Raw genomic sequence first — 23,848 nt, 5'->3', positions numbered from 1 at the left:
AACAAATTTAGTCTATGCCAAATTTTAAAGTTGCACCGGCTGTCCAAGCACCGCTGATCTTGCTTATTGCCATGATCAGCATGCAAAGCAGCGGTTCCTTTGCCAAATATCTTTTCGGTCAATTTCCCATACTGACCGTTTCGGCCATGCGTTTAATGCTGGGCGCTTTGATCTTGGCGATTATTTTTAAAGTTTGGCAGATCAATTTTAAACAAGTGAAATGGTCGTCTATTCTGAGCTATGGCTGTGCCTTAGCAGGGATGAATGTATTATTTTACTTGTCGATTGATCGTCTCCCGCTCGGCATTGCCGTCTCTTTTGAATTTATGGGCCCGCTCAGTGTCGCACTATTTGCTGCACGCCGAAAATTTGACTTTATTTGGGTCGGACTGGCTATTTTAGGCCTTATCCTACTTTTTCCTTTTGACCAAGCTGCACAACGACTTGATCCTGTTGGCATTGCCCTCGCCCTTGGCGCAGGTGCCTGTTGGGCACTCTATATTGTGGCAGGTCAGAAACCCTCTGGCGTTTCAGGCAACCATACGGTTTGTTTAGGTATGTTTGTCGGCATGTGTATGCTCATGCCAATTGCATTATTTGTAGGGATTCCTGCACATGCCTTTGAACCGATGAGCCTCTTTTATTTTCTTGCTTTAGCCACCTTAGCCAGTGCCATCCCCTTTAGCTTAGAAATGATTGCGCTCCGCAATTTAACGGCACTCAGTTTCGGAACGCTTATGAGCCTAGAACCTGCAATTGCAGCACTCTCTGGTTTTGTTTTCTTAAATGAACAATTACTTTGGACCCAGTGGTTAGCCCTTGCTGTCATCATCTGTGCCTCGATTGGGTGTACCTATACCACGCAAAAAGCCAAAGTCATTTAAATTCAAAATATGTTCCCACTGACAATGGATGAACTGCATGAATCTCAGACTCAATTTTTTGAATTCAAATTGAATCATGATGTGCTCAGTCCTGCTCTTACATCCGCCGAACCTTAGAATATTAAATTTAGAACCCATCATGATTTGATCAAATGTTAAAATTCACTCAACTGTCAGCATTAACCGCTATACTGTACTGATTCAAAAATAGGGCTCAACGCCGCCCAACAACTGTGTGCCGCATGCCAAATTCACAACTTCTTGCTGTTGTTTTCATGGTGCTCTCCATGATCTCCTATCAGATCAGTGCTTCCTTTGCCAAACAACTGTTTTTGGTACTAGACCCACTGAGCGTGACCATTTTAAGGCTGTGTTTTGCCTCGATTATTATTTGTTTGATGTTCCGCTCTTGGCACATTTTAAAACGGCTGTCATTTTTAAAATGGCGTGATTTACTCTGCTATAGCGCAGCCCTGTGCCTCATGAATGTCTTGTTCTATATGTCACTGGGCAAACTCCCTCAAGGCATTGCTGTAGGACTGGAGTTTATTGGGCCTCTAGGTTTGGCATTGCTGTCGATTAAAAATCGTAGTGACTATATTTGGGTGTTTTTGGCGATCTTAGGGATTGCGTTGATGGTGCCTTGGGGACAAGCCCAGAGTGGTAATTTCTCACTGATTGGTGCGGCGTGTGCCTTGGCTGCCGGACTCTGTTGGGCCTTTTATATTTATTTCGGGCAAAAAGTGGTACACCAAAATATTGGCATGCATGCACTGACCATTGCCATTAGTTTATCGGCATTGACCTTATTACCCATCGGCCTCTATAACAACGCAGCAGCTTTATTGGATACACAATATTGGCCTAAAGCACTATTGATTGCCATTTTAGCCACAGCGATTCCCTATGCCCTAGACCTCAAAGCCTTGAAGATTCTAAGCAAGCTGAGTTATGGCACATTGTCGAGTATCTCACCTGCTCTGGCAGCTATTACGGGTATGGTTTTATTGGGAGAACGTATCGGCATGTGGCAATGGATCGCACTGGTGTGCATTATGCTCGCCTCAGTCGGGGTGACGATGCGTTCCTCTAAATCGGAAACAGCCAGCTAAATTTTTAAAGGCAAAATAGTTAAATAAAAATGGCGGGATTGCCGCCATTTTTCAACAAATTGTCTAAGCGCTCTTACATCTAAGCTTTTAAATACAAGGTTCGAAAAAGTCTAGATTCTATACAGGACTTAACCGGTCAGACTGTCTTTATCCGCTTTTTTATATTTTTTATACTCGGCTAAATATTGTTTGGCCAAGGCTTCTTTTTGCTTATCATCCAATATTTTACCGGCTTGTTGAAAGAAACCGTGTTCCTCTTCCTGTAAATGATGATGCACTGTTTCTGAAAGTTTTTTGGCAATGGCCAGCCAGCCCGGATTGCTAAATTCAGTCTCAGTCAACTGCTCTAAAAGTTCGTCCATTTCATGATGTTCAGCCAAGGCATGACGGGTAATATTCAGCCCCGAATCGGTCATCATTAAAGGAATATAAAAATATCGGTCTTCCCCGACAGCATGCGCGAATAATTCATTTTTAAGTCGGTCAAACAAATCCCGACGTTCTGGACTATCACCAGAAGTTTGTACTAATTGTTCTGCAAGCGCTCTTTGTTGTTCATGACTTTGACGTAAAGCTTCAAAAATATTCATTCTGATGATGCCCTCTGATGCTTAGCGATAGCTGAGTATTTTTTTAATTCAGCAAAATAAAGTGCTTCATTTTTATACTAAACATATCCGCATCAGAATACAGCGCAGCTCTGTTAAGTTTTGTTTTAAGCTTGTCCCGTAAAGGTTTGATACCCTAGCCGTACAATCAAAATACTCACCAAAATCAAAAAAAGAATTCGAATAAAGCCACTACCGTATTTAATTGCCGCACGTACACCAACGATCGAGCCTAAAATATTTGCTACAGCCATCATTAAGCCTATAGCAAATAACACATGGCCAGTGGGCGCAAAAAAACTCAGTGCTGCAAGGTTGGTGGTTAAGTTGGCGACTTTTGACAAAGCAGAGGCATGTAAAAAGTCTGCTTGTAGATAACGAATAAAAAAGAAAATAAAGAAACTGCCAGTGCCAGGTCCAAAGATGCCGTCATAAAAGCCAATCACCAGACTACCAATAGCGGCAAAACCGAGGATTTTAGGAGTCAGTTCTTGGCGTACATGCACCTGACCAAATTGTTTTTTGGCAAAGGTATAAATCGCAATCACGATCAACATGACCAAAACGAAAGGACGTAAGACTTCTTTAGGAATCATTGATACACAGGCTGCTCCCACAAAGGAGGCAACAAATGCACAGCTTGCAATGACCGCAAGTAATTTCCAACGGAGTTTGACTTGGCGTAAAAAAGAATAGGAAGCTGACGCTGTACCAAAAATCGAAGACAACTTATTGGTGCCAAACACCGTCGCCGGAGATAAGTGCGGCATGGCATTCATAATGGCAGGAATTTGAATCAGTCCGCCACCGCCAACAGCTGCATCAATTGCACCAGCAAAAAATGCAAAAAATAGCAGGCTTAAGATGATTTCAATTTCCATAATTTGGCTTCAGTGGCTGTTAATGACTATTCCAGATTTAATACACGTTTTGGTACTAAGCGCTTACGATCGGTAATTTCCGCTAGACCTAAGCAACGTTCCCCATCAAATACCAAAACCTGCGCTTCTGCCTCATGTTCAATATTACTTTCCATGCCACGACTGAAATATTCTGCACGCCCTTCTGGCGCTTGCACTTTGCAGAAATGATCGACGGGTGAATACACCGGCAGCAATAATGCTTCACGCTCCACTTCAGTCAAGCTTTCCAAATATTCAATGGTGTAAGTTGGATTAAGGTCAAAATGCCCCGTTTGCGTACGGTGTAGATAGGTCAAATGTCCAAAAGTACCTAATGCTTTGGCAATATCTTCGCCTAAAACACGAATATACGTGCCTTTGGAACAGGTGATATCGAGTGTAATACTATTCTCATCAAATGATAATAACTCGATGGCATAAATCGAAATCGGACGTGCTTCACGCTCAATTTCTATGCCTTTACGCGCCAACTCGTACAGCGGGCGACCTTCTTTTTTCAGCGCAGAATACATCGGTGGAATTTGTTGAATATCTCCCACGAACTGTGCCAACACCTGCTGAATCGTGGCTTCCGTCAAAACAGGTACGGCTTGTTCCATCAGTACCTCACCTTCCACATCACCCGTCGTGGTGCTGTGTCCTAAAAAGACCGTGGTTTGATAACGCTTGGTCGAGTCGAGCAAGAAATGTGAAAATTTCGTCGCTTCACCCAAACAAATCGGCAATAAACCTGAGGCTAATGGATCTAGCGCACCTGTATGTCCTGCTTTTTGTGCTCGATACAACCAACGCACTTTTTGTAATGCAGCATTCGAGCTAATGCCCAAAGGCTTATTTAATAAAAATACACCATGTACTGGACGACGCTGAATCTTAGGAGAAGCTTTTTTCATGACTAAAATAGGGCAAAAAGAGAACTGCGCCATGGTATCAATCCATGCTAAGCGTTTACAACTTTTCTATGTTTTTATCATTCTTTTATGTCATATTGAGTTCACATTTAGAACTCATAAAACAATTAAAACGGAATAAAGGTGCATTGGGATATGCAAAAAAATAAACTCTGGCTGATTTTAGCCATTGTGGTTATTGCGGCAGCCGCATTCATGTATTGGCTTACGCCAAAAACATCACAAAATGATCCTTCAGATCAATCGATTCAACAACAAAATACGCCTTTAGCTCAGGGCGAAAATGCTACAGCACAAGCCACAAGCGGTTCTTCACTGCTCAGTCCAAGTCAACAAGACACGGAAGTTAACTGTCAAATCAGTATGGATGGTTCAAACCACCTGATCGTGAACGAACAAACACGGAATTGTTTTGAATATTTCATCACTCAATATGGTGAAAAGTCGATAGATCAAATCAAAAAGGATTTTAAAGCCTACATTGCACAAGGTCATAAAGAACCGGCGCTGTCCCAAATTTATGATTTGTGGGATCGCTATATGAAATATCGTGAACAATTAGGTAATTTACAGCCACCAAGTGACGACAAAGAATCTCCACAATATTATCGCTCGATCTACAGCAGCACACAGAATTTAAGAAAACAGTTCTTTTCTGATTATGAAATTGAAGGTTTATTTGGCAAGGAAAATACCTATCACGAATACACGCTGAAACGCATGGAAGTGGTGAATGACAAAAAACTGTCTGAGTCTGAAAAAGCCAAAAAACTAAAAGCCCTGTTTGATGAACTCCCAGAAGACTGGAAAGAAAATCTGGAACAAATCAATAAACTTGAAGATTTACGTAAGCTCACAGCAGACATTAAAGCCCGTGGTGGTTCAAGCGAAGAAATCCATCAAATGCGGTTAAATTTAGTGGGTCCAGAAGCTACTCAGCGCCTTGAAAATCTAGACAGCCAGCGCAGCTCTTGGAAATCTAGCGTAAATCAATATCTCACAGAGCGTGACAGCATTGTGAAAAGCAATATGAGTGACAGCGCTAAACAACAAGCAGTGCAGCAACTCCGTAATCAACATTTTAAATCCAAGGAAGATCAGCTCCGCGTTAGTACCTTTGAATCTGTACACGATCAGGGTGGGAAATTACCCTTCGCAGAATAAACGCAAATAACAACCTTAAAATAACTTCAATTTCAGGATGAAATGATGAAAAAACCACAAGCTCTTTTATGCGCAATTATGGCTACATCAGCAGCGATCGCTAGCACACAATCCCAAGCTGCGGCGGGACTTCAACATGTCACCGCCAACAGCTCGGCAAGCTATGCCAAGACCAAATATCCAATTGTATTTACCCACGGCATGTTCGGGTTTACCCGCATTGGTTTTGACAGCTTTGGCATGGATTATTTTTATCAAATTTTGCCGGATTTAGCCCGCAACGGTGCCAATACCTTTGCTGCCCAAGTTTCTCCGCTAGAGTCGACAGAAGTTCGCGGTGAGCAATTGCTCTCTCAAGTCGAAGAAGTCCTTGCCCTGACCGGACAACCTAAAGTGAACCTCATTGGTCATTCACATGGTGGGCCAACCACACGTTATATTGCAGCGATCAAACCTGAATATGTAGCTTCGGTGACTGGGGTTGCAGGCACTTATCGTGGCTCTCTAGTCGCAGATAAAATCCAAGCAAATAAAACCATTAATTCAGTCTTTGGGGTACTTGGTGATCAACTCTTAGCACCGATTATTACTTGGGCTGAAGGCAACTCGAGTCTACCCAACAGTGTTGATGCATCACTTACCGCGATCAGTGAAAAAGGTTCTGCTGAATTTAATGCAAAATTTCCAACCGCAGCACTGGCTGCGAACTGTAATCAGTCGGGTGCCAAAGTCGACAATGGCGTGTATTACTACTCATGGACAGGTACAGCACAAACCACGAATGTATTAGATGTACTAGATACAGTGATTAGTCAGCTTGCCCCTTTGGCCTATGGAAATCGTGACAATGACGGTTTGGTTGGACGCTGTAGCACCCACATCGGACAAGTAATCCGTGATGACTACAATCACAACCACTTAGATGAAGTGAATATGGTCTTTGGTCTACGCAGCCTATTTTCACCTGACCCAGTTGCGCTCTACCGCCAACATGCCAATCGTTTAAAATTACAGGGACTGTAATTTCAAAAGTTGGCTCCCTTTCAGCACTGAACAGGACGTCTTTGGACGTCCTTTTTTTGTTTACAATTTTTTTATTTGTACGCATTAAACAATTTAATTCAATAAGTTCTTAAATGATAACAACTAAAATAAATAGCAAAAATAAAAGACGAATGTATATAAATACACATGTCATGTGAATGCAGCCCATGTCCCAAAATGACATGGAATTTCAAACCGAGCATGAAAAAATGACAAGGCATCTTTGTTTATTCAAACTCTCTAAAATCAAAGATATGGCCTAGCCAATCACAAAGATGTTGCTTAAAAACAGAGAGTATTTTCATTATTAAAAAGTAATAAAAACAACATCAGATCAAGGAACATTTATGCGATCTTTAGTAAACACGGCCAAGATGGCCTCTGTAGCTGCAGTTGCAGGCTTAGCGATGAGTATATCGGCAAGCACTCAAGCTGCGCCTAGCGTCCTTCAGGTGAAGGAAACGGCAAAATCTGACTACGCAAAAACCAAATATCCAATTTTAATGGTGCATGGTTGGCTCGGTTGGTCACGTATCGGCACCGACACCATCGGACTGGATTATTGGTACCAAATCTTGCCAGATATGGCACGAAATGGCTCAACCGTATTCGCAGCGCAATTATCTCCTGCAAATACCACAGCACATCGTGGCGAGCAGTTAATTGCACAAGTTGAAGATGTTTTGGCTATTACAGGGAAGCCAAAACTTAACTTAATCGGTCACTCTCATGGCGGACCAACTGTATTGTATGTAGCTCAAACGAAACCTCAGTACATTGCATCTATTACAGGTGTTGCAGGCACCTATCACGGTTCTAAAGTAGCGGATGATATTCAAGGCAACTCACTTTCTCGTACTGCCTTCAATATTTTAGGTGATTATATTGTCGGCCCACTGATTGCTTTAGGTCAGGCAAAACCAGAGCTTGAAATTGATTTTGATGCTTCAATGAAATCATTATCACAAAAAGGTTCTGCTACATTTAACAGTACGGTTGCAAAATCTGCTGTAGCGGACGGTGTTTTGGCTTCTTCAGAAAATTGCAGTAAGAACTTAAAGCAAGTCGACAGCAAAGGCATTCAATACTATTCATGGACCGGTGTTGCGCAAACCACAAATCTACTTGATATCGACACGATCCTGATGCAACTCGGGCCATTGTCTTATGGTAATAAAGACAATGACGGTATGGTTGCACGTTGTAGTGCTTATATCGGTAAAGTCATTAATGACAGCTACAAACTTAACCATACCGATTTAGCCAATATGATGTTCGGCTTAACGGGGCTATTTGCACAAGATCCTGTATCACTCTACCGTCAACATGCTAACCGCTTAAAACTGCAAGGACTCTAATTCTTATCGTTGACTTTTAAATGCAATAAGATGGCTTCGGCCCTCTTATTTACTTTTATCAATCTGAAAATTCGTGATCTTTTATTTTGTTACATTTAGCGCCACAGTTAATCTTTTTCAATTTGCAACAGGTGATCTTTATTGCTTTATTAGAAGTGACAATAAATATTGTCATAAAACAATAATACATTGAGGATCGCTCATGAAATACGGACCATTTTTAGCAGGTTTAATTGCAGCTACGTGCATCGGTAATGTATCTGCATCGCAAGCAACCCAAGTCACCGCCAAAGCTAGTTCTAGCTATGCAAAGACCAAATATCCAATCGTATTTAACCATGGTATGGGTGGTTTCATTACCGTTGGTACGGACTCATTTGGACTCGACTATTGGTATCAAATCCTGCCTGATCTTGCCCGCAATGGTGCAAATGTCTGGGCAACGCGCGTATCTCCGTTTAACTCCACCGAAGTACGTGGCGAACAACTTTTACAACAGGTCCTTGAAATCCGAGCACTCACTGGTGCAGATAAAGTGAATTTAATTGGACATAGCCATGGTGGACCAACGATTCGTTATGTTGCCGGTGTTCGCCCAGATGTCGTGGCTTCATTAACCAGTGTTGCAGGACCTCATCAAGGCTCCCCTGTTGCAGACTTAATTTTAAAAGCTGAAGGCACCGCTGTGGAAGCACCCTTGGTTGGAGCTGTGAATTTTGTCTCTAAAGCCATCGTTTGGGCGCAAGGTCTAGATCCAAAGACTTACCCTCATGACGCATTGGCAGGTGGTTCAAGTTTAACGCTAGCGGGTTCTGCAAAGTACAATGCAGCATTCCCTCTGGGCTTGCCTAAATCCAATTGTGCTGATGGTAATAGCGTGGAAAAAGGCATTTATAACTATTCATTTACAGGTGTGGGCCAAATCACCAATATTTTAGATTTAGACTCAGCACTAAAAGTGACCGCATTACTGATCGATGGCGGAAAAGACAATGATGGCCTCGTATCACGCTGTAGTGCCAAGTTTGGTAAAACCATTCGTGATAACTACAACTGGAACCATTTAGATGAAGTCAACCAAGTGCTTGGTCTCAAAGCGTTGTTCGCACCAGATCCTGTCGATGTCTATCGTCAACATGCAAACCGGCTAAAATCTCAAGGTTTATAATTTTCTTTCTCGCATAAAAAATGCGCCAAAAGGCGCATTTTTTACAGCGTTGTAAAACAAATTATTTTGCTTTACGAGCTGGTAATTTTTCACGAATACGTGCAGCTTTACCAGACAATTCACGTAGGTAGTAAAGTTTAGCACGACGAACGTCACCTCGACGTTTCACTTCGATACCAGCAACGATTGGTGAGTGAGTTTGGAATACACGCTCAACACCGAAACCGCTAGAAATTTTACGTACTGTGAACGCAGAGTTCAAACCACGATTTTTCTTAGCAATTACAACACCTTCAAATGCCTGAAGACGTTCACGCTCACCTTCTTTTACTTTAACTTGAACAACTACTGTGTCACCAGGAGCAAAAGCAGGGATGTCTTGTTTCAACTGTGCATTTTCAACAGCTTGTACTAAAGGATGTTTACCGCTCATGGGGTATCTCCGATTATGCGAGTTAGAAGAGGTCTAATCATCGCTGGGGCTAGAGGCTAAAGCGCATAGACCCGATTGACTTTCCCTTTATGCTTGACCGCTTCAATGCATAAAGAGCCTAATATAAGATTTAAAAAATTTAAACCTTGGAATCTTTTAGCCATTTCTTTTGCTGCTTGGTCAATTCAACTTTTTCAACCAACTCAGGTCGGCGTTCTAAAGTGCGTTGATATCGCTGCAAAAACCGCCATTTCTCAATATTGGCATGATGTCCCGATTTTAATACTTCAGGAACATCTAAACCTTCAAAATGGTCTGGCTTGGTATATTGTGGGCAATCTAAAAGACCATCCACAAATGAGTCTTGCACATGTGATTGCTCATCAGACATTGCACCCGGAAGTCTCCGAATCACACTATCCAATAAAACCATCGCAGGGAGTTCACCACCAGATAAAACGTAATCGCCTATTGACCATTCCTGATCAACATATTGTTGGATCAAACGCTCATCTACACCTTCATAACGACCACACAATACAATCAAACCATCATATTTGACGAAATCTTGTACCGCAGGTTCATTTAAGGTCTTTCCTTGCGGCGACATATACACCACAGGGACATGAACAGCACCCGCTTGCTTGGCAAGCTCTTTGGCACGATGAATTGCTTTCGCTAATGGCTCAGCCATCATCACCATACCTGGACCACCACCAAATGGACGTTCATCCACTCTTTTGTAGTTGCCCTCAGCAAATTCGCGTGGATTGATACAATGAACTTGCACAATGTCACGTTTTGCTGCGCGCCCGCTAATACCGTAGGCTGTAATCGCTTCAAACATTTCAGGAAAAAGCGTAATGACTGCAAAAAACATCGCAGACTCCTCTATTTTCCTGCTGCGTCAATCCTTAAAGGATTAATAATCTACGCCCCAATTTACGTAGATACGACCAGCTTCGAGATCAACACGCTGTACCACATCTTTATGCCATGGAATCATTCGCTCTTCGCTATCGACGCTGTCAGCAGTAGCGCGAACTACCATCACGTCGTTAGCACCTGTTTCAAACAATTCGTGGATTTGACCGAGGTTGACTTCTTGTTCATCTTCACCGAGTCCTAACACTGTTAAGCCCTTCAAATCTGACCAGTAATACTCGTCCACGCCTGCTTGAGGCAGTTGAGATTTAGAGATCCAGATATTTGCGCCAACCAAGTTATCCGCCGCGGTACGATCACTCACACCTTTTAGCGAAACAACCAAGCCTTTGCCATGTGGTTTCCAACGTTTTACATCTACTGTTTGCCAACCTGCTTTGGTCTCAATGTACCAAGGGAGGTAGTCAAAAATATTGCTCATAGGTTCTGTATTGGAATAGACCCAGAGCCACCCATTTAATCCATATGCTGAACGTAGCTGTCCAATCTGAATACGATCTTCGGGAACATTCTGTGTTGGTGTCATGGGTAACCTACTACTAATTAAGCAGTAGCTGCAGCTTTCTTAGCTTCAGCAGCTAAAGAAGCAACACGTTCTGAAGGTTGAGCACCTTGTGAAACCCAGTGAGCAAAACGGTCAGCATCTAAACGAAGTTTTTCTGCTTTACCTTGAGCTGTAGGGTTGAAGAAACCGATACGTTCGATGAAACGACCGTCACGTGCATTACGGCTATCAGTCACAATGATTTGATAGAACGGACGTTTTTTAGCACCACCGCGTGCAAGACGAATAACAACCATGATAGAACCTTATAGTTTTTACGGATTATCCCTGTACCGACCATCGATACATTTCAAACCCCTTTCATAGAGGGCAATATTTTACGTGATATTTGCCCTGAATGAAAGATCAAAAAGTGTTTATCCACAATTTTGAATTTAAGGTTATTTGCCGTCCCAGTTTGAGGTGGCAGTTAAATTACTTCTATCACAGGTATTCGCTTTTCTCCAATAACGATAACTTTCTTGATTTATACACAAGTCACCATCATTCTTTTGACTTTTGCCTGCACTAGGTGAAGCTTTTAATAAATACCCTTGCCCATCAGAATCGACTGATAGTTCGACATCATATAATCCTGTTGATGGATAAGTTGAATCAACCTTCAAATTAGATAAACTTGCATTTTTATAGGTATGATTTATAACTTTATAATTTTGCAACTTATGCATAATCATTAACAATTGAGTTTGCATATCTATACGATTTGTACGTTTAACATACTCAATATAAGAAGGATATGCAATTGCAGCCAAGATCCCAATGATTGCCACAGCAATCATTAATTCAATCAGTGTAAATCCTTTTGTTTTATTCATCACCAAGCCTCACTTTGACTATCAATTGCCTTACAGTCGGTATGAGTCTTCTTATCATAATCTTTGAAAGCATTATTAGTCCTAGATTTACATCTTAAGCCATTACTTGAGAGTAATAAATCATAATTATTTGGTTGTTTCTTTTGCGAAGGTGATGAGTCAGCCCTTTCAACCTTCATCACCCAATTCAATCCAACAATACTCGTATCTTGTAATGGCTTATTAGAGTCTATATCACTCAGTGTTATTATATACTTCTCTTGACCAACTGTGCTCCCAACAGGAATAAGTAACCTACCTGTATCTGAATCATAGTTGTTTGGGTATAAATATTCAGCAGAAAAGTTTTTATAACTAAAGTTCTTGGACTTAAATTTCTCAAGTTCAGAAGCAATCAGCAAGGCTTCTTTTTGAGCAAGGGCTAAATCTTTTCGCTCAATATAAACTCTATACGATGGATAGGCGATTGCTGCAATAATTGCAATAACCGCCACAACAATCATGAGTTCAATTAGAGTAAACCCTTGCTTCGAGATAGATAATTTCATCTTATCTTACCTCATACCAGCGCAATTGTTTCAAATTAACATTAGTTTTAAATAACTGACACTCAGGTGCATTTGGTGTTTTTGAACAGTCTGTTTCATCCGGTCTAGGTACAATAACCCCAACTTCATCATTATTATTTAAATACCCTTTACCTAGTCCTGCCCCCAATATACCAGCACCTAATTTAACCTTATTTGGTTCGGTAATTCCTGACTTATAAAAATTACACTTTCCTGATGGCAAGCAGAATTGGTACAAATATGTATCACCTTTTACGCCACCACCACAAGCTGAACCACTAACACCAATACCATCACGATCATACACATTGGTAAATAAATAACTATCCATTGCATATAATTCATTCATACCTTTGTATCGCCCATTATTTCCACCAAAGGCATATTTCCAACCTAAGTTATAGGCATTACCTGCATCATTTTTTTGTTTAACACCAACAGATAAATCTAAATTGATAAGTTGACCATTCACAGGAGTTCTAAAATTGGTAATATTTTTAAGTAAATCAGAACGACCAATATCATTGTCGAAAATAACAAATACACCATCTTCTGCTGTATTTTTTGTATTTGCATTTTTTCCTGTTGTTCCAGCTAATGGTGAGCTTCTATCACCAGAGACTGCTGCAATAACACCATATAAACCATCGACACCCTTTTCTACAGAGAAACTAGGCATTTCATAAAATCTTGGCTTAATTTTACCTGTTTCATTAAATCCATAGAGCTTTACAATTCTATGTACAGTATTATTTTTATTTAGAGCTTTATTATTAATATCTATACGGAATATTTGCCCACCTAAGTCACCAACATATAGATTATCAAGCAAACCATCACTGTCACGATCAATCGCATTGACTTGACTAACGACACTATATTTCATATCACTATTGGTTGTATAGGCTTCACTCCCTTTAGTAGCGGTAGCATTTACCCCGCCCCACCATAGTAGATTTCCATCGTTGGCATTAAATATATAAACGCCTGCGCCTTTTCTTACACCTTCATCAGAATCACTATATTCAGGATTTTCATAACCTCGATGATAGCCTCCTCCAACTATCATTACTAAGGTTTTCTCACCCTGCCAATTAATATAACCAATTGTGGGTTTAGACCAACTTTCTCCCATATAAGCTAAAGCGTTGTTAGGGTCATCAGTTTTATCTTCCTTCACTGCGGCATCTGGGTCAATATGAAATTTAAGTGTCGGCTTATCTATATCCGACAAGTCTAACGCATAATAACTGCGTCCACCCATTCTTAGACCACCATACACCCACTGCAAACCAGAGTACTCTATTTCTTTATCATCCAATGTTCTCTTAATTTTTTTGACGGTGAATTTGCCATTTTCATCTGTCACATACTGTGTAAAAGCAGCCCATTGTCCATCTATCCCATAAAAAATGTCATTGGTGTTGTCTTTTTTACTTGCAGAATCATCTAAAAAAGCTTCTTTCTGTTTGTTCATCATTTCATGCGGAATGAAGGTAAACTTTTCTACACCATTATCATCTACAACATGTAATGCACCTTGCGTTGTGCCAAACAACAGATAGTCTTCACGATTGGAAGTAGTAATACTAGTTTGAGTAGGATCAATTTCCCCTGATTGAGTCAAAAGAATTGGCTTAGAGTGCATCACCGACCCTAATTTTCTACGTTCTTCATTTGGCAAATTAGCTAATGTTAAGGTTGAGTTAACATCAACTTTATAACCTAGTACGTTTAACCAATAATTTTTTTGCTCATCATTTTTAAATTTTGCTTTTGTATCATCAGCATCAAATAAGGTTTCTAAATTAACTTGCGTCAAAGTTTGACTAGAAATAGCTTGCTTATTTGAATCAATTTGTCGATTGGTAAAGACTGTTCTTTTTGATGTTGAATTAATACTTGTACCTAAAGGAATTTTAGCTTCAACCCCACCAGCCCATAGACCTTGTACAGATGAGTCTAATTTGCCATCAGATTTAATAAGAGGGATAATTTTTGCTGCATTAATTCCTGTACCTTTTCTTCCCAATTGTCCATTAAACACATCATATTTATTTAAATTACCTGTCCATATTTTTGTCGAATCCTGTGGTTTAGGTAAGAAAGATGCATAGTAACCATAATCTTGCAGCTCGATTGGATTTAAAGCATCAACTGGGATCGTCGGAGAGCCTGTTGCAATTGAATCAAATTTAGGCTTAGTATCTTCGACAAATTGAATAATACTATTAATAATATCTTCTTCTGATTGAGCGGAATAGAATCCTCCGTTGCCATATCCACCAACTGTTGCTGGAAGTTCTTTATGCTGTTTAGCACCCCAATTACATGTATTCCTTAAATCCCCCTCAGGCAACAAAGAACAATCATAGTAAGGCTTCGCGCTCTCATCATCTTCATTTTCCTTAAAGTTTTTTACATAAGTTGTTCCATTTGGGAAAAGGCTACCAAAACCTACTACAGCTGTTTTTATATTTTCATCTTTGCGTAATTGTTTTGCAAATTTACCTATCAATGACCAACCAGCATTGCTTGTCCCGCCACTTAAGCCCGTTTCAGTCAATGAACTAAAAGACTTTTTCATTAATGCTTCTGTAGCATCAGAATTTGAGTTGTTCGCAAATCCATCTGTTAAGAAATAAATGCCTTGCCCATTACATTTACTATTCGTATCAATATCTTTTAAGGGAGATTTATAGCCTTTGTTTCCATCTCTTGATTCTGCATGTGAATAACTATAACCACTACGTGGCATACCATAAGTATTTTTACCAAGCATATAAGCCCCAGCTTCAGCATAAGCTGGGGCTGAAGGAGTACCTTCATATACATTCAGTTCTACTATTTTTTCCAGAATTTTTTCTCTATTTTCTGACGTTAATAAAACTGTAGGATATATTACTCGACCTGAATATGAATCATGAGAATTCCATGAAGTAGAAGTAGGAGTTGAATATTGTCCAACCCCTAAACTCATAGTGTCTAAGATTTTGTCACTAGTTAACACATTGACCAAAGCTTTTTTTAATCTACTTATTCGGTCATAACATTTATAACTGTTATCAGCTTGTTGTATACATTCATTAGCAATCCTTCTTCTTAACTCATCTCCTGTAGCCAAAAATTTTTCATCATATGGATTCCAAGTATTACTTAAATTGTTATACTGAGATTTTGATATGTGACAATAGTTCACAGCATATGATTTAACTTTACCATTAACCTGATAAGATAAATTTTCAGAACTAACGTCTTTTCTTAATCCATAATAATAGTAGTTATTATACGTGCATATACCATAATCTTGAAATATACTACTCGTATCAGTCGCATAGTTCCCTCCACCATATCCCCTACCATAGCCCATACTTCCCGAGGTATCCAACATTAAAAACAAATTAAGTTTACCTAGGGTCGAATTGGAATAAATCTCAATGTCACTTGCATAAACATTCGCAGAATGGGAAATTGCCAACGTCATAGACATGGACACCATTGCCGAAAGTATTTTTTTATCAAAATGTTTCACTTTAAACCTCTTTCATTCATGTTCGTCTATGACGTTAACTTTGGCTGTCCACCAACCATATATTCAGCGTTCTGTAAGTTATAAGGAATGTTTAATAGATCAAAACATTCACTTACTGTTTCAGTCGTCTCGTTTTTTTTAATACTTGTTTTTTTAAAGCACTCTTGAATAGCAAGATCAGATGCACTTGAAAAACTAGGTAAAATAGAAATAGCTGTCACTGCTATATGGTTGGAAATAACAGGTAAACCTGACTGACCAACACTCGTTCCAATTGGTAGAGTGGTTAATGGTGTTGTAGGTTTTGTATTTTTACGCAAATACAGTTGGGTTTGAACAGCGGCTCTACGTGTAGAATATTCTTTGGCATCACAAAACCCAGAAATACCATTTTTTTTATAATCGTTATTTGCACTAATAACACTCGCATTCGACATAGTGAAAAAATTATTCGCATTTGCGCGATAACAAAATACTAATTCATCATTACTATCTGCAGAGTTAAAATAACCAAACATTCCATCTTGAGCCAATTGACGTGAAACTTTAGTTTGATCCTCTAAGGCAAATAATGCAGCATCATTACTTTCCAACAATAGTGCATAAATCTGTGCATTTGTTGAAATTTTTAAATTTAAAATCCCTGATTTAACGGCAATTGTTCCAATAATTGTAATTAATAACAAAACGACAAGTACAATGATTAAAGTTGATCCTTGCTGCTTCATTTTCATTGTGCTTCCCCTAACGTATTTCTAAAAGCCACAACCTGACTAACAACTTGACGTAAGTATTTAGAATTGGTTTTTTGCTCATCGCTTAAACTTAAAGTGTACTTGGATTTGCTAACATTAGCCTCCAATTGATCACCAAAAGTTATAAAAGTTTTATTATTATTAATTTGTTCGTTTGCACCAACTGGGTTTGAAGATCGCATTAATAATGCCAACTTAATTGAAACAATATTATAGATTTCTGCATTTACATCTGTTGGCTCTGTCTCAGGCATCCAGTCTTCGTATTCCTTAACTGTAAGATAAGATAACTTTCCATTACTTTTTTGTCTTACCCCTAAAAGAAATTTAAAAGCATCAACATCCTGCATTAGTTGTTGAGCTCCAGTGCCAAGACCTGTAATGACTGTATCATTGTCTTTGTAATAACCAGCATCGCAATATAATGCGTATCTTTTAGGAGTGAAAGATTTTGACTGAGAATTTTTAATTTCAGAAATATAATATCGCTGAACTACAACACGATCTGCTGTCTCTGGCGCTCCAGAATCATGATCAGTTTCATTCTCAGAAAACTCTTCCTCAAACTCAATTTTATTACCTTCACAATCATATTGCTCACTATTTTTCTTACTAATAGTTACACCTTTTCCATCTTCATTATCTGCATCATTGTAAGAAGTTGTTGTTAAATATTGAGGCACATATTGAATTGTGAGTTGATCGCTATTAACTGTTGTGGCACCTTTGTCCAACTCAAAGGAGGTAAATAAGTCACTGCTTACACCACTGAGCGAACTTGGCAAATTACGATGATTAAAAATAATACCTGAACCGACTACTCGTGGATTAATTATTTGAGCTGAGGGCGTGTTCAAATTTACGTGTCTAAGATCATATGTGATTTGATTTAAACCAAAAATTCCATTCTGTTGTAGCTCCCCCATGCCATTTTGCAAAGACAATGAACGTTGAGCTGTTAAGTAAACAGTTAATGCGGCAGCTGAAATTAACAACCCTAATACAATTGCAATCATTAGCTCAATAAGCGTAAACCCTTTTTTATAATTATTCATAATTATATAACTCCATAATTATGCATTTAGCTCCAACATTGTATTCTGCTCCAGATGTGCAATCATTCTTAGCTTGTCCATCCGTAGGTGTTGTCTTGTCCCATGCCACATATATACAACGCCTTTTTAGCGACACTGTTCCCGCCCCCTGACAATCCCTAAGTGCAACACTCATTCCTAAATTTTCAGCTTTGTTTTGAACTTGTAGAAAATCCGCCTCTGCAAAATCATTTGGTTCACAAAAACCTGAGTAACACTCCCCTTTACCCTCAACATAAACATTATTCTTATTCAAAGCTTCGTATCCAGACCGATTCGCTCTAATTCTTTCTGCGAGATCTCGACCTAAATGCATTGCTTGCGTATTATTGGCAGCCTCTACACTTGCGTATACACCTCGCAGTTGCAAAGCAGAGAAACCTAGCACAGCTATAGCTAACAGAACTAAGCCAACTAAAACCTCCATGAGTCCAACTCCGTTTTGATACTTCCCCATTACTAGTCTCTCCTAATTAGTTAGGCAATTTGATGTATCTTTAGAAATAGCCCCATTTTTCTCGACTCTAATCGAGCTGCTTAAATGAGAATTCTTTTTATGAAATAGAGTTAAGCAAATAGATGTATTAGAATTTAGATAGCCCATAGCAGTAAACTCTAACGAACTCATATCATTAGTTACAAACCATTTTGAAAATCGCTTTTCATCAGAACTATATACTGGAATTTCAATTTGCTTGGAAGATCGAGTAAAAATTGCGTCACTTCGAGCTTCCTGCAACAAAAAAATTAAATGCTGAGTCTCTTGATTAAGTTCATTCTTTCTAATTATTTCTATAAAAGAAGGCGCAGCCAGCATGGCGATAATCGCCATAACAGCAATTGTCACAATCAGCTCTATTAACGTAAATCCATTATTTTTCTGCATACTCCCCCCAAGGCGCGCCAAACTTTACCCTATTAAAAATAATATCCAATTAAATTACAAAACAAACACAAATCAGGATAAAAGGCATAAAAAAACAGATAATTGCCAAAAAGCAATTATCTGTCAATTCTTAAAAAAATTCAGAATGTTAAGTCATTAACACTTTATGCCTGTGTTACAGGAATACGTAACTCTTTTGGCAAACTAAATGTAATATTTTCTTCACGACCATCCAACTCTTGCGGCGCTTTTGCCCCCCAATCTTGTAAACGCTGAATTACTTGTTTAATTAAGATTTCAGGTGCAGAAGCCCCCGCCGTTACACCAATTTTAGTGTGTTCATTAAACCATTCTTGCTGTAATTGATCCGCATTGTCTACCAAATAGGCATGCTTACCCATCCGTTCAGCCAATTCACGTAATCGGTTCGAGTTCGAAGAGTTCGGTGAACCCACAACCAGTACAACATCACATTGCTCGGCAAGATCACGTACGGCATCTTGGCGGTTTTGAGTGGCATAACAAATATCATCTTTGCGCGGCCCCTGAATTTCAGGGAACTTCTGACGTAGAGCATCAATCACTTTTGCTGTGTCATCTATAGAAAGCGTTGTCTGAGTTACAAACGCTACTTTTTCAGGATGCACCACTTTTAGTTCAGCAACATCTTGTTCATCTTCAACCAAATAAATCGAACCACCATTTTTGGTGTCATATTGGCCCATCGTCCCTTCAACTTCTGGGTGACCTTCATGACCAATCAAAATCGCTTCCACACCTTCACGTGCATACTTGGTCACTTCTATATGCACCTTGGTCACCAAAGGGCACGTCGCATCAAAAACTTTTAGCCCACGGCGTTCAGCTTCTTGTTGTACCGCTTTAGATACACCATGCGCACTGAAAATCACGATATTGTTATCTGGCACTTCATCCAGTTCATCCACAAATATCGCACCGCGTTGACGCAAGTCGTCCACCACAAATTTATTGTGTACTACTTCGTGACGTACATAAATGGGTGGGTTAAAGCATTCCAATGCACGGTTCACAATCGCGATGGCGCGATCAACACCTGCACAGAAACCGCGTGGATTAGCTAAAACAATTTCCATAGAATCCTCAATGCCCACTCAATTTTACGGGTATCATTTGAAATAAATGTAAACAATAGACGTCTGACTATTTTGTTTGGCGCGCGTCTACTCTAAAATAGAGAAGATATTTTATCATATCAGGAAAAATATCATGTCGGGTCTCTTGTTTGTCGTTTCTGCTGCTTCGGGAACGGGCAAAACATCCCTCGTTAAAGCCCTGCTTGAACGTGTAAACAATTTACATGTCTCTGTTTCTCATACCACTCGTGGTCAGCGTCCTGGCGAATTAGACGGCGTACATTACCATTTTGCAAAAAAAGAAGATTTTCTATCTTTGGTAAATGAAGGCGGCTTCATTGAATATGCAGAAGTTTTTGGTAATTATTACGGTACTGCACAGCGCACAGTAAAAGAGCAATTGGCCAAAGGTCATGACGTTTTACTTGAAATTGACTGGCAAGGTGCTGAACAGGTTCGTAAACTTTTTCCTGAATCTAGACAAATTTTTATTCTCCCTCCGAGTCAGTTCGATTTACGTCAACGTTTATCCAATCGTGGTACAGACTCTGTTGAAGTGATTGAACATCGTCTCAGCTGTGCCGTAGAAGATATGCAGCAATATGTTAATTTTGACTATGTCATTATTAATGATGACTTTAATAAAGCACTGCATGACTTAGAGTCTGTGATTATTGCCAATCGTCTTGTTTTAAAACAACAAGCCATGCGCCATGAAAAACTGATTGAGAAATTAATCACCCCTACGGAACAGTGATTAAAACTTGAGTCTATAGACAAAGCACCTTATACTGCACAGTCTGTTAAAAATTTATATTCAAACGAGAATTCTTATGGCACGCGTAACCGTTGAAGATTGTTTAGACCATGTAGACAACCGCTTTGAGCTTGTACTAGTGGCAAGCAAACGCGCGCGTCAATTGGCACGTCAAGGTATCGAACCTACTGTTGAGTGGGACAATGACAAACCAACCGTTGTTGCTCTTCGTGAAATCGCAGCGGGTCACGTTTCTAAAGACATTTTGAAACAACGTGAACAAGACTACCAAACTTCAAGTTTAGACCTTGCACTTTCTGCAAATAACCTAAACTTAGACGGTTTTTCTTTCCAATAAGATAAACCTGACCTTAAAAGCCTAGTTTTTAACTAGGCTTTTTTTATGGATTCTCTTTAATATTTTACTCAGAACAGTTATAACATAAGCTTAAGAAGTGCAAAGCAAGCGAAAAAGATTTTCATTTTTTTAAACTAAAAAATTGACAAGTCATGCAATATGCATTTCATTAAAGTATTAACCGTTTCATTTGTAAATCAGTAGTAAAAGGGTGTTCTATGCCAGGCCCAATGGTCAGCCAAGCCAAGCAACAGTTAAATGTGATCATCGACGCTTACCTTTCAGTAAGTGATGTCGAACGCGTGCTTGAAGCTTGCGACTATGCGGATATTGCCCATGATGGTATTACCCGTAAAAGTGGCGAACCCTACATCCTTCACCCAATTGCGGTGAGCTGTATTTTGGCGCATATGCGTCTTGATGCGGAAACTTTAATGGCCGCTTTACTGCATGATGTCATCGAAGATACCGAATTTACCAAACAAGATATTACTGAAAAATTTGGTCTGACCGTTGCTGAACTCGTCGATGGCGTCACCAAACTTAGCCATTCTAGCGATAAAGAATATAATAAAGCTGCATCCTTCCGTAAAATTCTGCAAGCTACCCTACAAGACCCACGTGTCATTATTATTAAATTGGCAGATCGTTATCACAATATGACCACACTAGGTGCTTTACGCCCCGATAAGCGTGCTCGTATTGCCCAAGAAACCTTTGAAATTTTTGTGCCTATGGCACGACTCGTCGGTATGAATGAAATGGCCGACAACCTTGAACATTTGTGTTATCAAAATCTCGACTTAGATATGTATAACAATGTTCAAGAAGCGTTATTACAAACCAAACCGAAACGCTGCGAATACCAGACCAAGTGGGAAAACAACCTCACCACCTTGCTAGAACAACACCATATTTCAGGTCGAATTAAAAAGAAGAATAATAATATTGAATTACTTCGCCACTTTGTAAAAAACGATATCGATCTGCAAGAGCTCACCCATAGTCATGCCTTTGAAATTATTTTACAAAGTATCGCAGACTGTGACCGACTTGCAGACATCCTCAAAGAAAGCTTTAAAGTTCTTAATTACGCCGATCATATCCGTCGCCCACTCCCTGGTGGCAACCAGTCACTGATGATGCGCTTAAAAGGTGAAAAGACCATTTTATCGCTAACCATCCAAACAGAGTTGATGCGTAAAGCGGCGCGCTTTGGTGTGGTTCTCGGTGAAAATGCACCACAAGCTTGTCGCTCAGCGATCCAAGCCTCCATGCAAAATTTAAACGTGTTAGTCGATGGCGCATGTGCCAAGACCACATTTAGTGAATTACTCGATTATCTACATCAAGAGAAAATTTGGGTTTATACCCCACATGGTCATTTGCATGAACTCCCTCAGGGTGCCACAGCGGTTGATTTCGCTTATTCAGCAAGCTTATTTTTGGGCAACCATGCCGTTGGTGCGAAAATTGATGGGGAAACCAAGCCCCTTTCAACACCATTACTGAGTGGTCAAGTGATTGAAATTATCACTGATGTTCTTGCAACACCAAACCCTGACTGGCTAAGCTTTATTAATACCCAAAAAGCCCGCCGCGCATTACAAAATATCCTCCGTGACCAAGACCAAGATGAACAACGTTTAGTTGGTCAGCAAGCTTTAAATCGCGCATTAAAACTCTTTAACCGTTCTGTAAGTGATTTGACATTAGCGGATTGGGAAAATGTGCTGAATTGGCGTCATTTAAATGATAAAGAACAATTATTTGAACAGATTGCCGTGGGTGACTTATTACCGCAATTGGTTGCTAATCATTTATATGCTCAAGATACCATTCAGACTTCAAACTCTGCACGTTTAATCTTGGGCACTGATGGTGTCGACGTCAAATATGCGCACTGCTGTAACCCTGTTTTAGGTGATCCAATACAAGGGCATTTATCACGTCGTGGTTTGATTGTGCACCGTTCACGTTGTCATAATTTATTGCATGAACAGCATTTACATCCTGAAAATATCATGCCTTTACACTGGACAACAGAAGACAGTGAAGACATTAGTTTTACAGCCTATTTATGCTTAAACATGCTGTTAAATGATGAGCAAATTTCAGAACTGATCTATCTATGCCGTAAAGAAAAAATAGGTGTAGAAACTGTCCGCTCACATGAAGAAAAAACCTATGTGAATATTGTTGTACACAACCGTAAACAAATTGCCGAAATTATCCGTAATTTAAGAATGCATTTTGGCTTCCCACGCATCAGTCGTTTGGCACAACCTGTTGCTATAAATGAACCTGCGAAAGTTGCCAGCTAACCTGACACCGCATTTTTATATATGTTGTGTCTGTGATGATAATAGGAGAAATAGATGTCCCGCCAGGTAATCCATACTGAAAATGCACCCGCTGCAATTGGTACTTACTCACAAGCCATTTTAGTGGGCGACACTTTGTATTTATCAGGTCAAATTGGCTTAGATCCATATAGCATGGAGCTGGTAGAAGGCATTGAAGCTCAAATTCGCCGTGTATTCGACAACTTAAAAGCGGTATGTGAAGCTGCAGGTGGTACGCTAGCCGATATCGCCAAGCTGAATATTTTCCTCACTGACCTTTCTAACTTCCAATTAGTCAACCAAATTATGGGCGAATACTTTGCTCAACCCTACCCAGCACGCGCAGCACTCGGTGTAGCAAGCCTACCAAAGGGTGCGTTAGTTGAAATGGATGGTGTGGTGATTATTAATCAATAAGTTACTAACATCGCTTAAGTCCTTCACTAAATATCACATCCCAAAAGAACAAAAGCCTCACCTGGAAATCTGAGCATTACTCAGATTTCC

The 23,848-nt window shown here is 39.8% G+C and carries 25 protein-coding genes; 10 read left to right on the top strand and 15 right to left on the bottom strand.

Annotated elements, in window-relative coordinates:
• The first annotated feature begins 14 nt into the window (after positions 1-14).
• Together FTU05_RS10830 and FTU05_RS10825 are read left to right on the top strand one after the other, a co-directional pair.
• Positions 15-884: an EamA family transporter gene (locus FTU05_RS10830; protein ID WP_180026081.1), complete on the top strand. Its 870-nt coding sequence runs from the start codon at positions 15-17 to the stop codon at positions 882-884.
• Positions 885-1,126: 242 nt separating this feature from the next.
• Positions 1,127-1,996 carry a DMT family transporter gene (locus FTU05_RS10825; RefSeq protein WP_180026082.1) on the top strand — a complete coding sequence of 290 codons (870 nt, stop codon included), beginning with the start codon at positions 1,127-1,129 and terminating at the stop codon, positions 1,994-1,996.
• 128 nt (positions 1,997-2,124) lie between these two features.
• On the opposite strand, the gene FTU05_RS10820 is transcribed toward FTU05_RS10825, so the two are convergent.
• The 3 genes from FTU05_RS10820 to truB form a co-directional block, all read right to left on the bottom strand.
• Positions 2,125-2,586, bottom strand: coding sequence for a hemerythrin domain-containing protein (locus FTU05_RS10820; RefSeq protein WP_168378156.1), 462 nt, complete (start codon positions 2,584-2,586; stop codon positions 2,125-2,127).
• A gap of 125 nt (positions 2,587-2,711) precedes the next feature.
• Positions 2,712-3,485 (bottom strand): TSUP family transporter, encoded by a 774-nt coding sequence (locus FTU05_RS10815; RefSeq protein WP_111884173.1) that lies wholly within the window; start codon positions 3,483-3,485, stop codon positions 2,712-2,714.
• A 26-nt stretch (positions 3,486-3,511) separates the two neighbouring features.
• Positions 3,512-4,420, bottom strand: a complete 909-nt coding sequence (gene truB, locus FTU05_RS10810) for a tRNA pseudouridine(55) synthase TruB (protein ID WP_180165306.1) — start codon at positions 4,418-4,420, stop codon at positions 3,512-3,514.
• A gap of 153 nt (positions 4,421-4,573) precedes the next feature.
• Between truB and FTU05_RS10805 the strand changes: the two genes are divergently transcribed.
• The 4 genes from FTU05_RS10805 (at position 4,574) to FTU05_RS10790 (ending at position 9,172) form a co-directional block, all read left to right on the top strand.
• Entirely contained in the window at positions 4,574-5,602 is a 1,029-nt protein-coding gene (locus FTU05_RS10805) for a lipase secretion chaperone (protein ID WP_180165293.1), read from the top strand.
• Positions 5,603-5,680: 78 nt separating this feature from the next.
• Positions 5,681-6,625 carry a triacylglycerol lipase gene (locus tag FTU05_RS10800; RefSeq protein WP_257230112.1) on the top strand — a complete coding sequence of 315 codons (945 nt, stop codon included), beginning with the start codon at positions 5,681-5,683 and terminating at the stop codon, positions 6,623-6,625.
• 368 nt (positions 6,626-6,993) lie between these two features.
• On the top strand, positions 6,994-8,004 hold the full coding sequence (locus FTU05_RS10795) for a triacylglycerol lipase (RefSeq protein WP_180165289.1): 1,011 nt from the start codon (positions 6,994-6,996) through the stop codon (positions 8,002-8,004).
• A 202-nt stretch (positions 8,005-8,206) separates the two neighbouring features.
• Positions 8,207-9,172, top strand: a complete 966-nt coding sequence (locus FTU05_RS10790) for a triacylglycerol lipase (protein ID WP_180117214.1) — start codon at positions 8,207-8,209, stop codon at positions 9,170-9,172.
• A 61-nt stretch (positions 9,173-9,233) separates the two neighbouring features.
• On the opposite strand, the gene rplS is transcribed toward FTU05_RS10790, so the two are convergent.
• The 12 genes from rplS to ispH all read right to left on the bottom strand — a co-directional run bounded on the left by rplS (position 9,234) and on the right by ispH (position 19,881).
• Positions 9,234-9,605: a 50S ribosomal protein L19 gene (gene rplS / locus FTU05_RS10785; RefSeq protein ID WP_078189351.1), complete on the bottom strand. Its 372-nt coding sequence runs from the start codon at positions 9,603-9,605 to the stop codon at positions 9,234-9,236.
• A gap of 139 nt (positions 9,606-9,744) precedes the next feature.
• Positions 9,745-10,485: a tRNA (guanosine(37)-N1)-methyltransferase TrmD gene (trmD, locus tag FTU05_RS10780; protein ID WP_180004770.1), complete on the bottom strand. Its 741-nt coding sequence runs from the start codon at positions 10,483-10,485 to the stop codon at positions 9,745-9,747.
• Positions 10,486-10,527: 42 nt separating this feature from the next.
• The gene (gene rimM / locus FTU05_RS10775; protein WP_078189353.1) at positions 10,528-11,076 is read right to left on the bottom strand and encodes a ribosome maturation factor RimM; all 549 of its coding nucleotides are present in this window, start codon (positions 11,074-11,076) and stop codon (positions 10,528-10,530) included.
• A gap of 17 nt (positions 11,077-11,093) precedes the next feature.
• The gene (rpsP, locus tag FTU05_RS10770) at positions 11,094-11,351 is read right to left on the bottom strand and encodes a 30S ribosomal protein S16 (RefSeq protein ID WP_078189354.1); all 258 of its coding nucleotides are present in this window, start codon (positions 11,349-11,351) and stop codon (positions 11,094-11,096) included.
• Between the two features lie 144 nt (positions 11,352-11,495).
• Complete coding sequence (locus FTU05_RS10765; RefSeq protein ID WP_180165287.1) at positions 11,496-11,930, bottom strand: type IV pilin protein; 435 nt, start codon at positions 11,928-11,930, stop codon at positions 11,496-11,498.
• A complete protein-coding gene (locus FTU05_RS10760; protein WP_180165285.1) occupies positions 11,930-12,478 on the bottom strand; it encodes a type IV pilin protein in 549 nt (182 codons plus the stop codon). Before FTU05_RS10760 ends, FTU05_RS10765 begins: the two co-directional genes overlap by 1 nt.
• Position 12,479: 1 nt before the next feature.
• Complete coding sequence (locus FTU05_RS10755) at positions 12,480-16,031, bottom strand: PilC/PilY family type IV pilus protein (RefSeq protein WP_373685298.1); 3,552 nt, start codon at positions 16,029-16,031, stop codon at positions 12,480-12,482.
• Between the two features lie 26 nt (positions 16,032-16,057).
• On the bottom strand, positions 16,058-16,759 hold the full coding sequence (locus FTU05_RS10750) for a pilus assembly protein PilX (RefSeq protein ID WP_373685299.1): 702 nt from the start codon (positions 16,757-16,759) through the stop codon (positions 16,058-16,060).
• A 2-nt stretch (positions 16,760-16,761) separates the two neighbouring features.
• Positions 16,762-17,841, bottom strand: a complete 1,080-nt coding sequence (locus tag FTU05_RS10745) for a PilW family protein (protein WP_180165281.1) — start codon at positions 17,839-17,841, stop codon at positions 16,762-16,764.
• Complete coding sequence (gene pilV / locus FTU05_RS10740) at positions 17,834-18,337, bottom strand: type IV pilus modification protein PilV (protein ID WP_180165279.1); 504 nt, start codon at positions 18,335-18,337, stop codon at positions 17,834-17,836. The genes FTU05_RS10745 and pilV overlap by 8 nt, the downstream gene beginning before the upstream one ends.
• A 12-nt stretch (positions 18,338-18,349) precedes the next feature.
• Positions 18,350-18,766 carry a Tfp pilus assembly protein FimT/FimU gene (locus FTU05_RS10735; RefSeq protein ID WP_180165277.1) on the bottom strand — a complete coding sequence of 139 codons (417 nt, stop codon included), beginning with the start codon at positions 18,764-18,766 and terminating at the stop codon, positions 18,350-18,352.
• Between the two features lie 164 nt (positions 18,767-18,930).
• Entirely contained in the window at positions 18,931-19,881 is a 951-nt protein-coding gene (gene ispH / locus FTU05_RS10730; protein ID WP_180165275.1) for a 4-hydroxy-3-methylbut-2-enyl diphosphate reductase, read from the bottom strand.
• A gap of 133 nt (positions 19,882-20,014) precedes the next feature.
• On the opposite strand from ispH, the gene gmk reads away from it, so the two are divergent.
• The 4 genes from gmk to FTU05_RS10710 all read left to right on the top strand — a co-directional run bounded on the left by gmk (position 20,015) and on the right by FTU05_RS10710 (position 23,758).
• Positions 20,015-20,638: a guanylate kinase gene (gene gmk / locus FTU05_RS10725; protein WP_078189363.1), complete on the top strand. Its 624-nt coding sequence runs from the start codon at positions 20,015-20,017 to the stop codon at positions 20,636-20,638.
• Positions 20,639-20,714: 76 nt separating this feature from the next.
• Positions 20,715-20,996, top strand: coding sequence for a DNA-directed RNA polymerase subunit omega (rpoZ, locus tag FTU05_RS10720; RefSeq protein WP_067762989.1), 282 nt, complete (start codon positions 20,715-20,717; stop codon positions 20,994-20,996).
• A gap of 218 nt (positions 20,997-21,214) precedes the next feature.
• Entirely contained in the window at positions 21,215-23,320 is a 2,106-nt protein-coding gene (locus FTU05_RS10715) for a bifunctional (p)ppGpp synthetase/guanosine-3',5'-bis(diphosphate) 3'-pyrophosphohydrolase (RefSeq protein WP_180165273.1), read from the top strand.
• Between the two features lie 54 nt (positions 23,321-23,374).
• Positions 23,375-23,758, top strand: coding sequence for a RidA family protein (locus FTU05_RS10710; RefSeq protein WP_078189365.1), 384 nt, complete (start codon positions 23,375-23,377; stop codon positions 23,756-23,758).
• The last annotated feature ends 90 nt before the right edge of the window (positions 23,759-23,848 follow it).

Origin of the sequence: Acinetobacter sp. YH12049 (assembly GCF_013419875.1) — a bacterium.
GTDB lineage: Bacteria > Pseudomonadota > Gammaproteobacteria > Pseudomonadales > Moraxellaceae > Acinetobacter > Acinetobacter amyesii.
This window is presented reverse-complemented; position numbering and strand designations above follow the sequence as displayed.

What these genes read in the sequence shown, in the direction of transcription:
- FTU05_RS10830 (WP_180026081.1), top strand. Translation starts at nt 15, where the DNA reads ATGCCAAATTTTAAAGTTGCACCGGCTGTCCAAGCACCGCTGATCTTG.
- FTU05_RS10825 (WP_180026082.1), top strand. Translation starts at nt 1,127, where the DNA reads ATGCCAAATTCACAACTTCTTGCTGTTGTTTTCATGGTGCTCTCCATG.
- FTU05_RS10820 (WP_168378156.1), bottom strand. Translation starts at nt 2,586, where the DNA reads ATGAATATTTTTGAAGCTTTACGTCAAAGTCATGAACAACAAAGAGCG.
- FTU05_RS10815 (WP_111884173.1), bottom strand. Translation starts at nt 3,485, where the DNA reads ATGGAAATTGAAATCATCTTAAGCCTGCTATTTTTTGCATTTTTTGCT.
- truB (WP_180165306.1), bottom strand. Translation starts at nt 4,420, where the DNA reads ATGAAAAAAGCTTCTCCTAAGATTCAGCGTCGTCCAGTACATGGTGTA.
- FTU05_RS10805 (WP_180165293.1), top strand. Translation starts at nt 4,574, where the DNA reads ATGCAAAAAAATAAACTCTGGCTGATTTTAGCCATTGTGGTTATTGCG.
- FTU05_RS10800 (WP_257230112.1), top strand. Translation starts at nt 5,681, where the DNA reads ATGGCTACATCAGCAGCGATCGCTAGCACACAATCCCAAGCTGCGGCG.
- FTU05_RS10795 (WP_180165289.1), top strand. Translation starts at nt 6,994, where the DNA reads ATGCGATCTTTAGTAAACACGGCCAAGATGGCCTCTGTAGCTGCAGTT.
- FTU05_RS10790 (WP_180117214.1), top strand. Translation starts at nt 8,207, where the DNA reads ATGAAATACGGACCATTTTTAGCAGGTTTAATTGCAGCTACGTGCATC.
- rplS (WP_078189351.1), bottom strand. Translation starts at nt 9,605, where the DNA reads ATGAGCGGTAAACATCCTTTAGTACAAGCTGTTGAAAATGCACAGTTG.
- trmD (WP_180004770.1), bottom strand. Translation starts at nt 10,485, where the DNA reads ATGTTTTTTGCAGTCATTACGCTTTTTCCTGAAATGTTTGAAGCGATT.
- rimM (WP_078189353.1), bottom strand. Translation starts at nt 11,076, where the DNA reads ATGACACCAACACAGAATGTTCCCGAAGATCGTATTCAGATTGGACAG.
- rpsP (WP_078189354.1), bottom strand. Translation starts at nt 11,351, where the DNA reads ATGGTTGTTATTCGTCTTGCACGCGGTGGTGCTAAAAAACGTCCGTTC.
- FTU05_RS10765 (WP_180165287.1), bottom strand. Translation starts at nt 11,930, where the DNA reads ATGAATAAAACAAAAGGATTTACACTGATTGAATTAATGATTGCTGTG.
- FTU05_RS10760 (WP_180165285.1), bottom strand. Translation starts at nt 12,478, where the DNA reads ATGAAATTATCTATCTCGAAGCAAGGGTTTACTCTAATTGAACTCATG.
- FTU05_RS10750 (WP_373685299.1), bottom strand. Translation starts at nt 16,759, where the DNA reads ATGAAGCAGCAAGGATCAACTTTAATCATTGTACTTGTCGTTTTGTTA.
- FTU05_RS10745 (WP_180165281.1), bottom strand. Translation starts at nt 17,841, where the DNA reads ATGAATAATTATAAAAAAGGGTTTACGCTTATTGAGCTAATGATTGCA.
- pilV (WP_180165279.1), bottom strand. Translation starts at nt 18,337, where the DNA reads ATGGGGAAGTATCAAAACGGAGTTGGACTCATGGAGGTTTTAGTTGGC.
- FTU05_RS10735 (WP_180165277.1), bottom strand. Translation starts at nt 18,766, where the DNA reads ATGCAGAAAAATAATGGATTTACGTTAATAGAGCTGATTGTGACAATT.
- ispH (WP_180165275.1), bottom strand. Translation starts at nt 19,881, where the DNA reads ATGGAAATTGTTTTAGCTAATCCACGCGGTTTCTGTGCAGGTGTTGAT.
- gmk (WP_078189363.1), top strand. Translation starts at nt 20,015, where the DNA reads ATGTCGGGTCTCTTGTTTGTCGTTTCTGCTGCTTCGGGAACGGGCAAA.
- rpoZ (WP_067762989.1), top strand. Translation starts at nt 20,715, where the DNA reads ATGGCACGCGTAACCGTTGAAGATTGTTTAGACCATGTAGACAACCGC.
- FTU05_RS10715 (WP_180165273.1), top strand. Translation starts at nt 21,215, where the DNA reads ATGCCAGGCCCAATGGTCAGCCAAGCCAAGCAACAGTTAAATGTGATC.
- FTU05_RS10710 (WP_078189365.1), top strand. Translation starts at nt 23,375, where the DNA reads ATGTCCCGCCAGGTAATCCATACTGAAAATGCACCCGCTGCAATTGGT.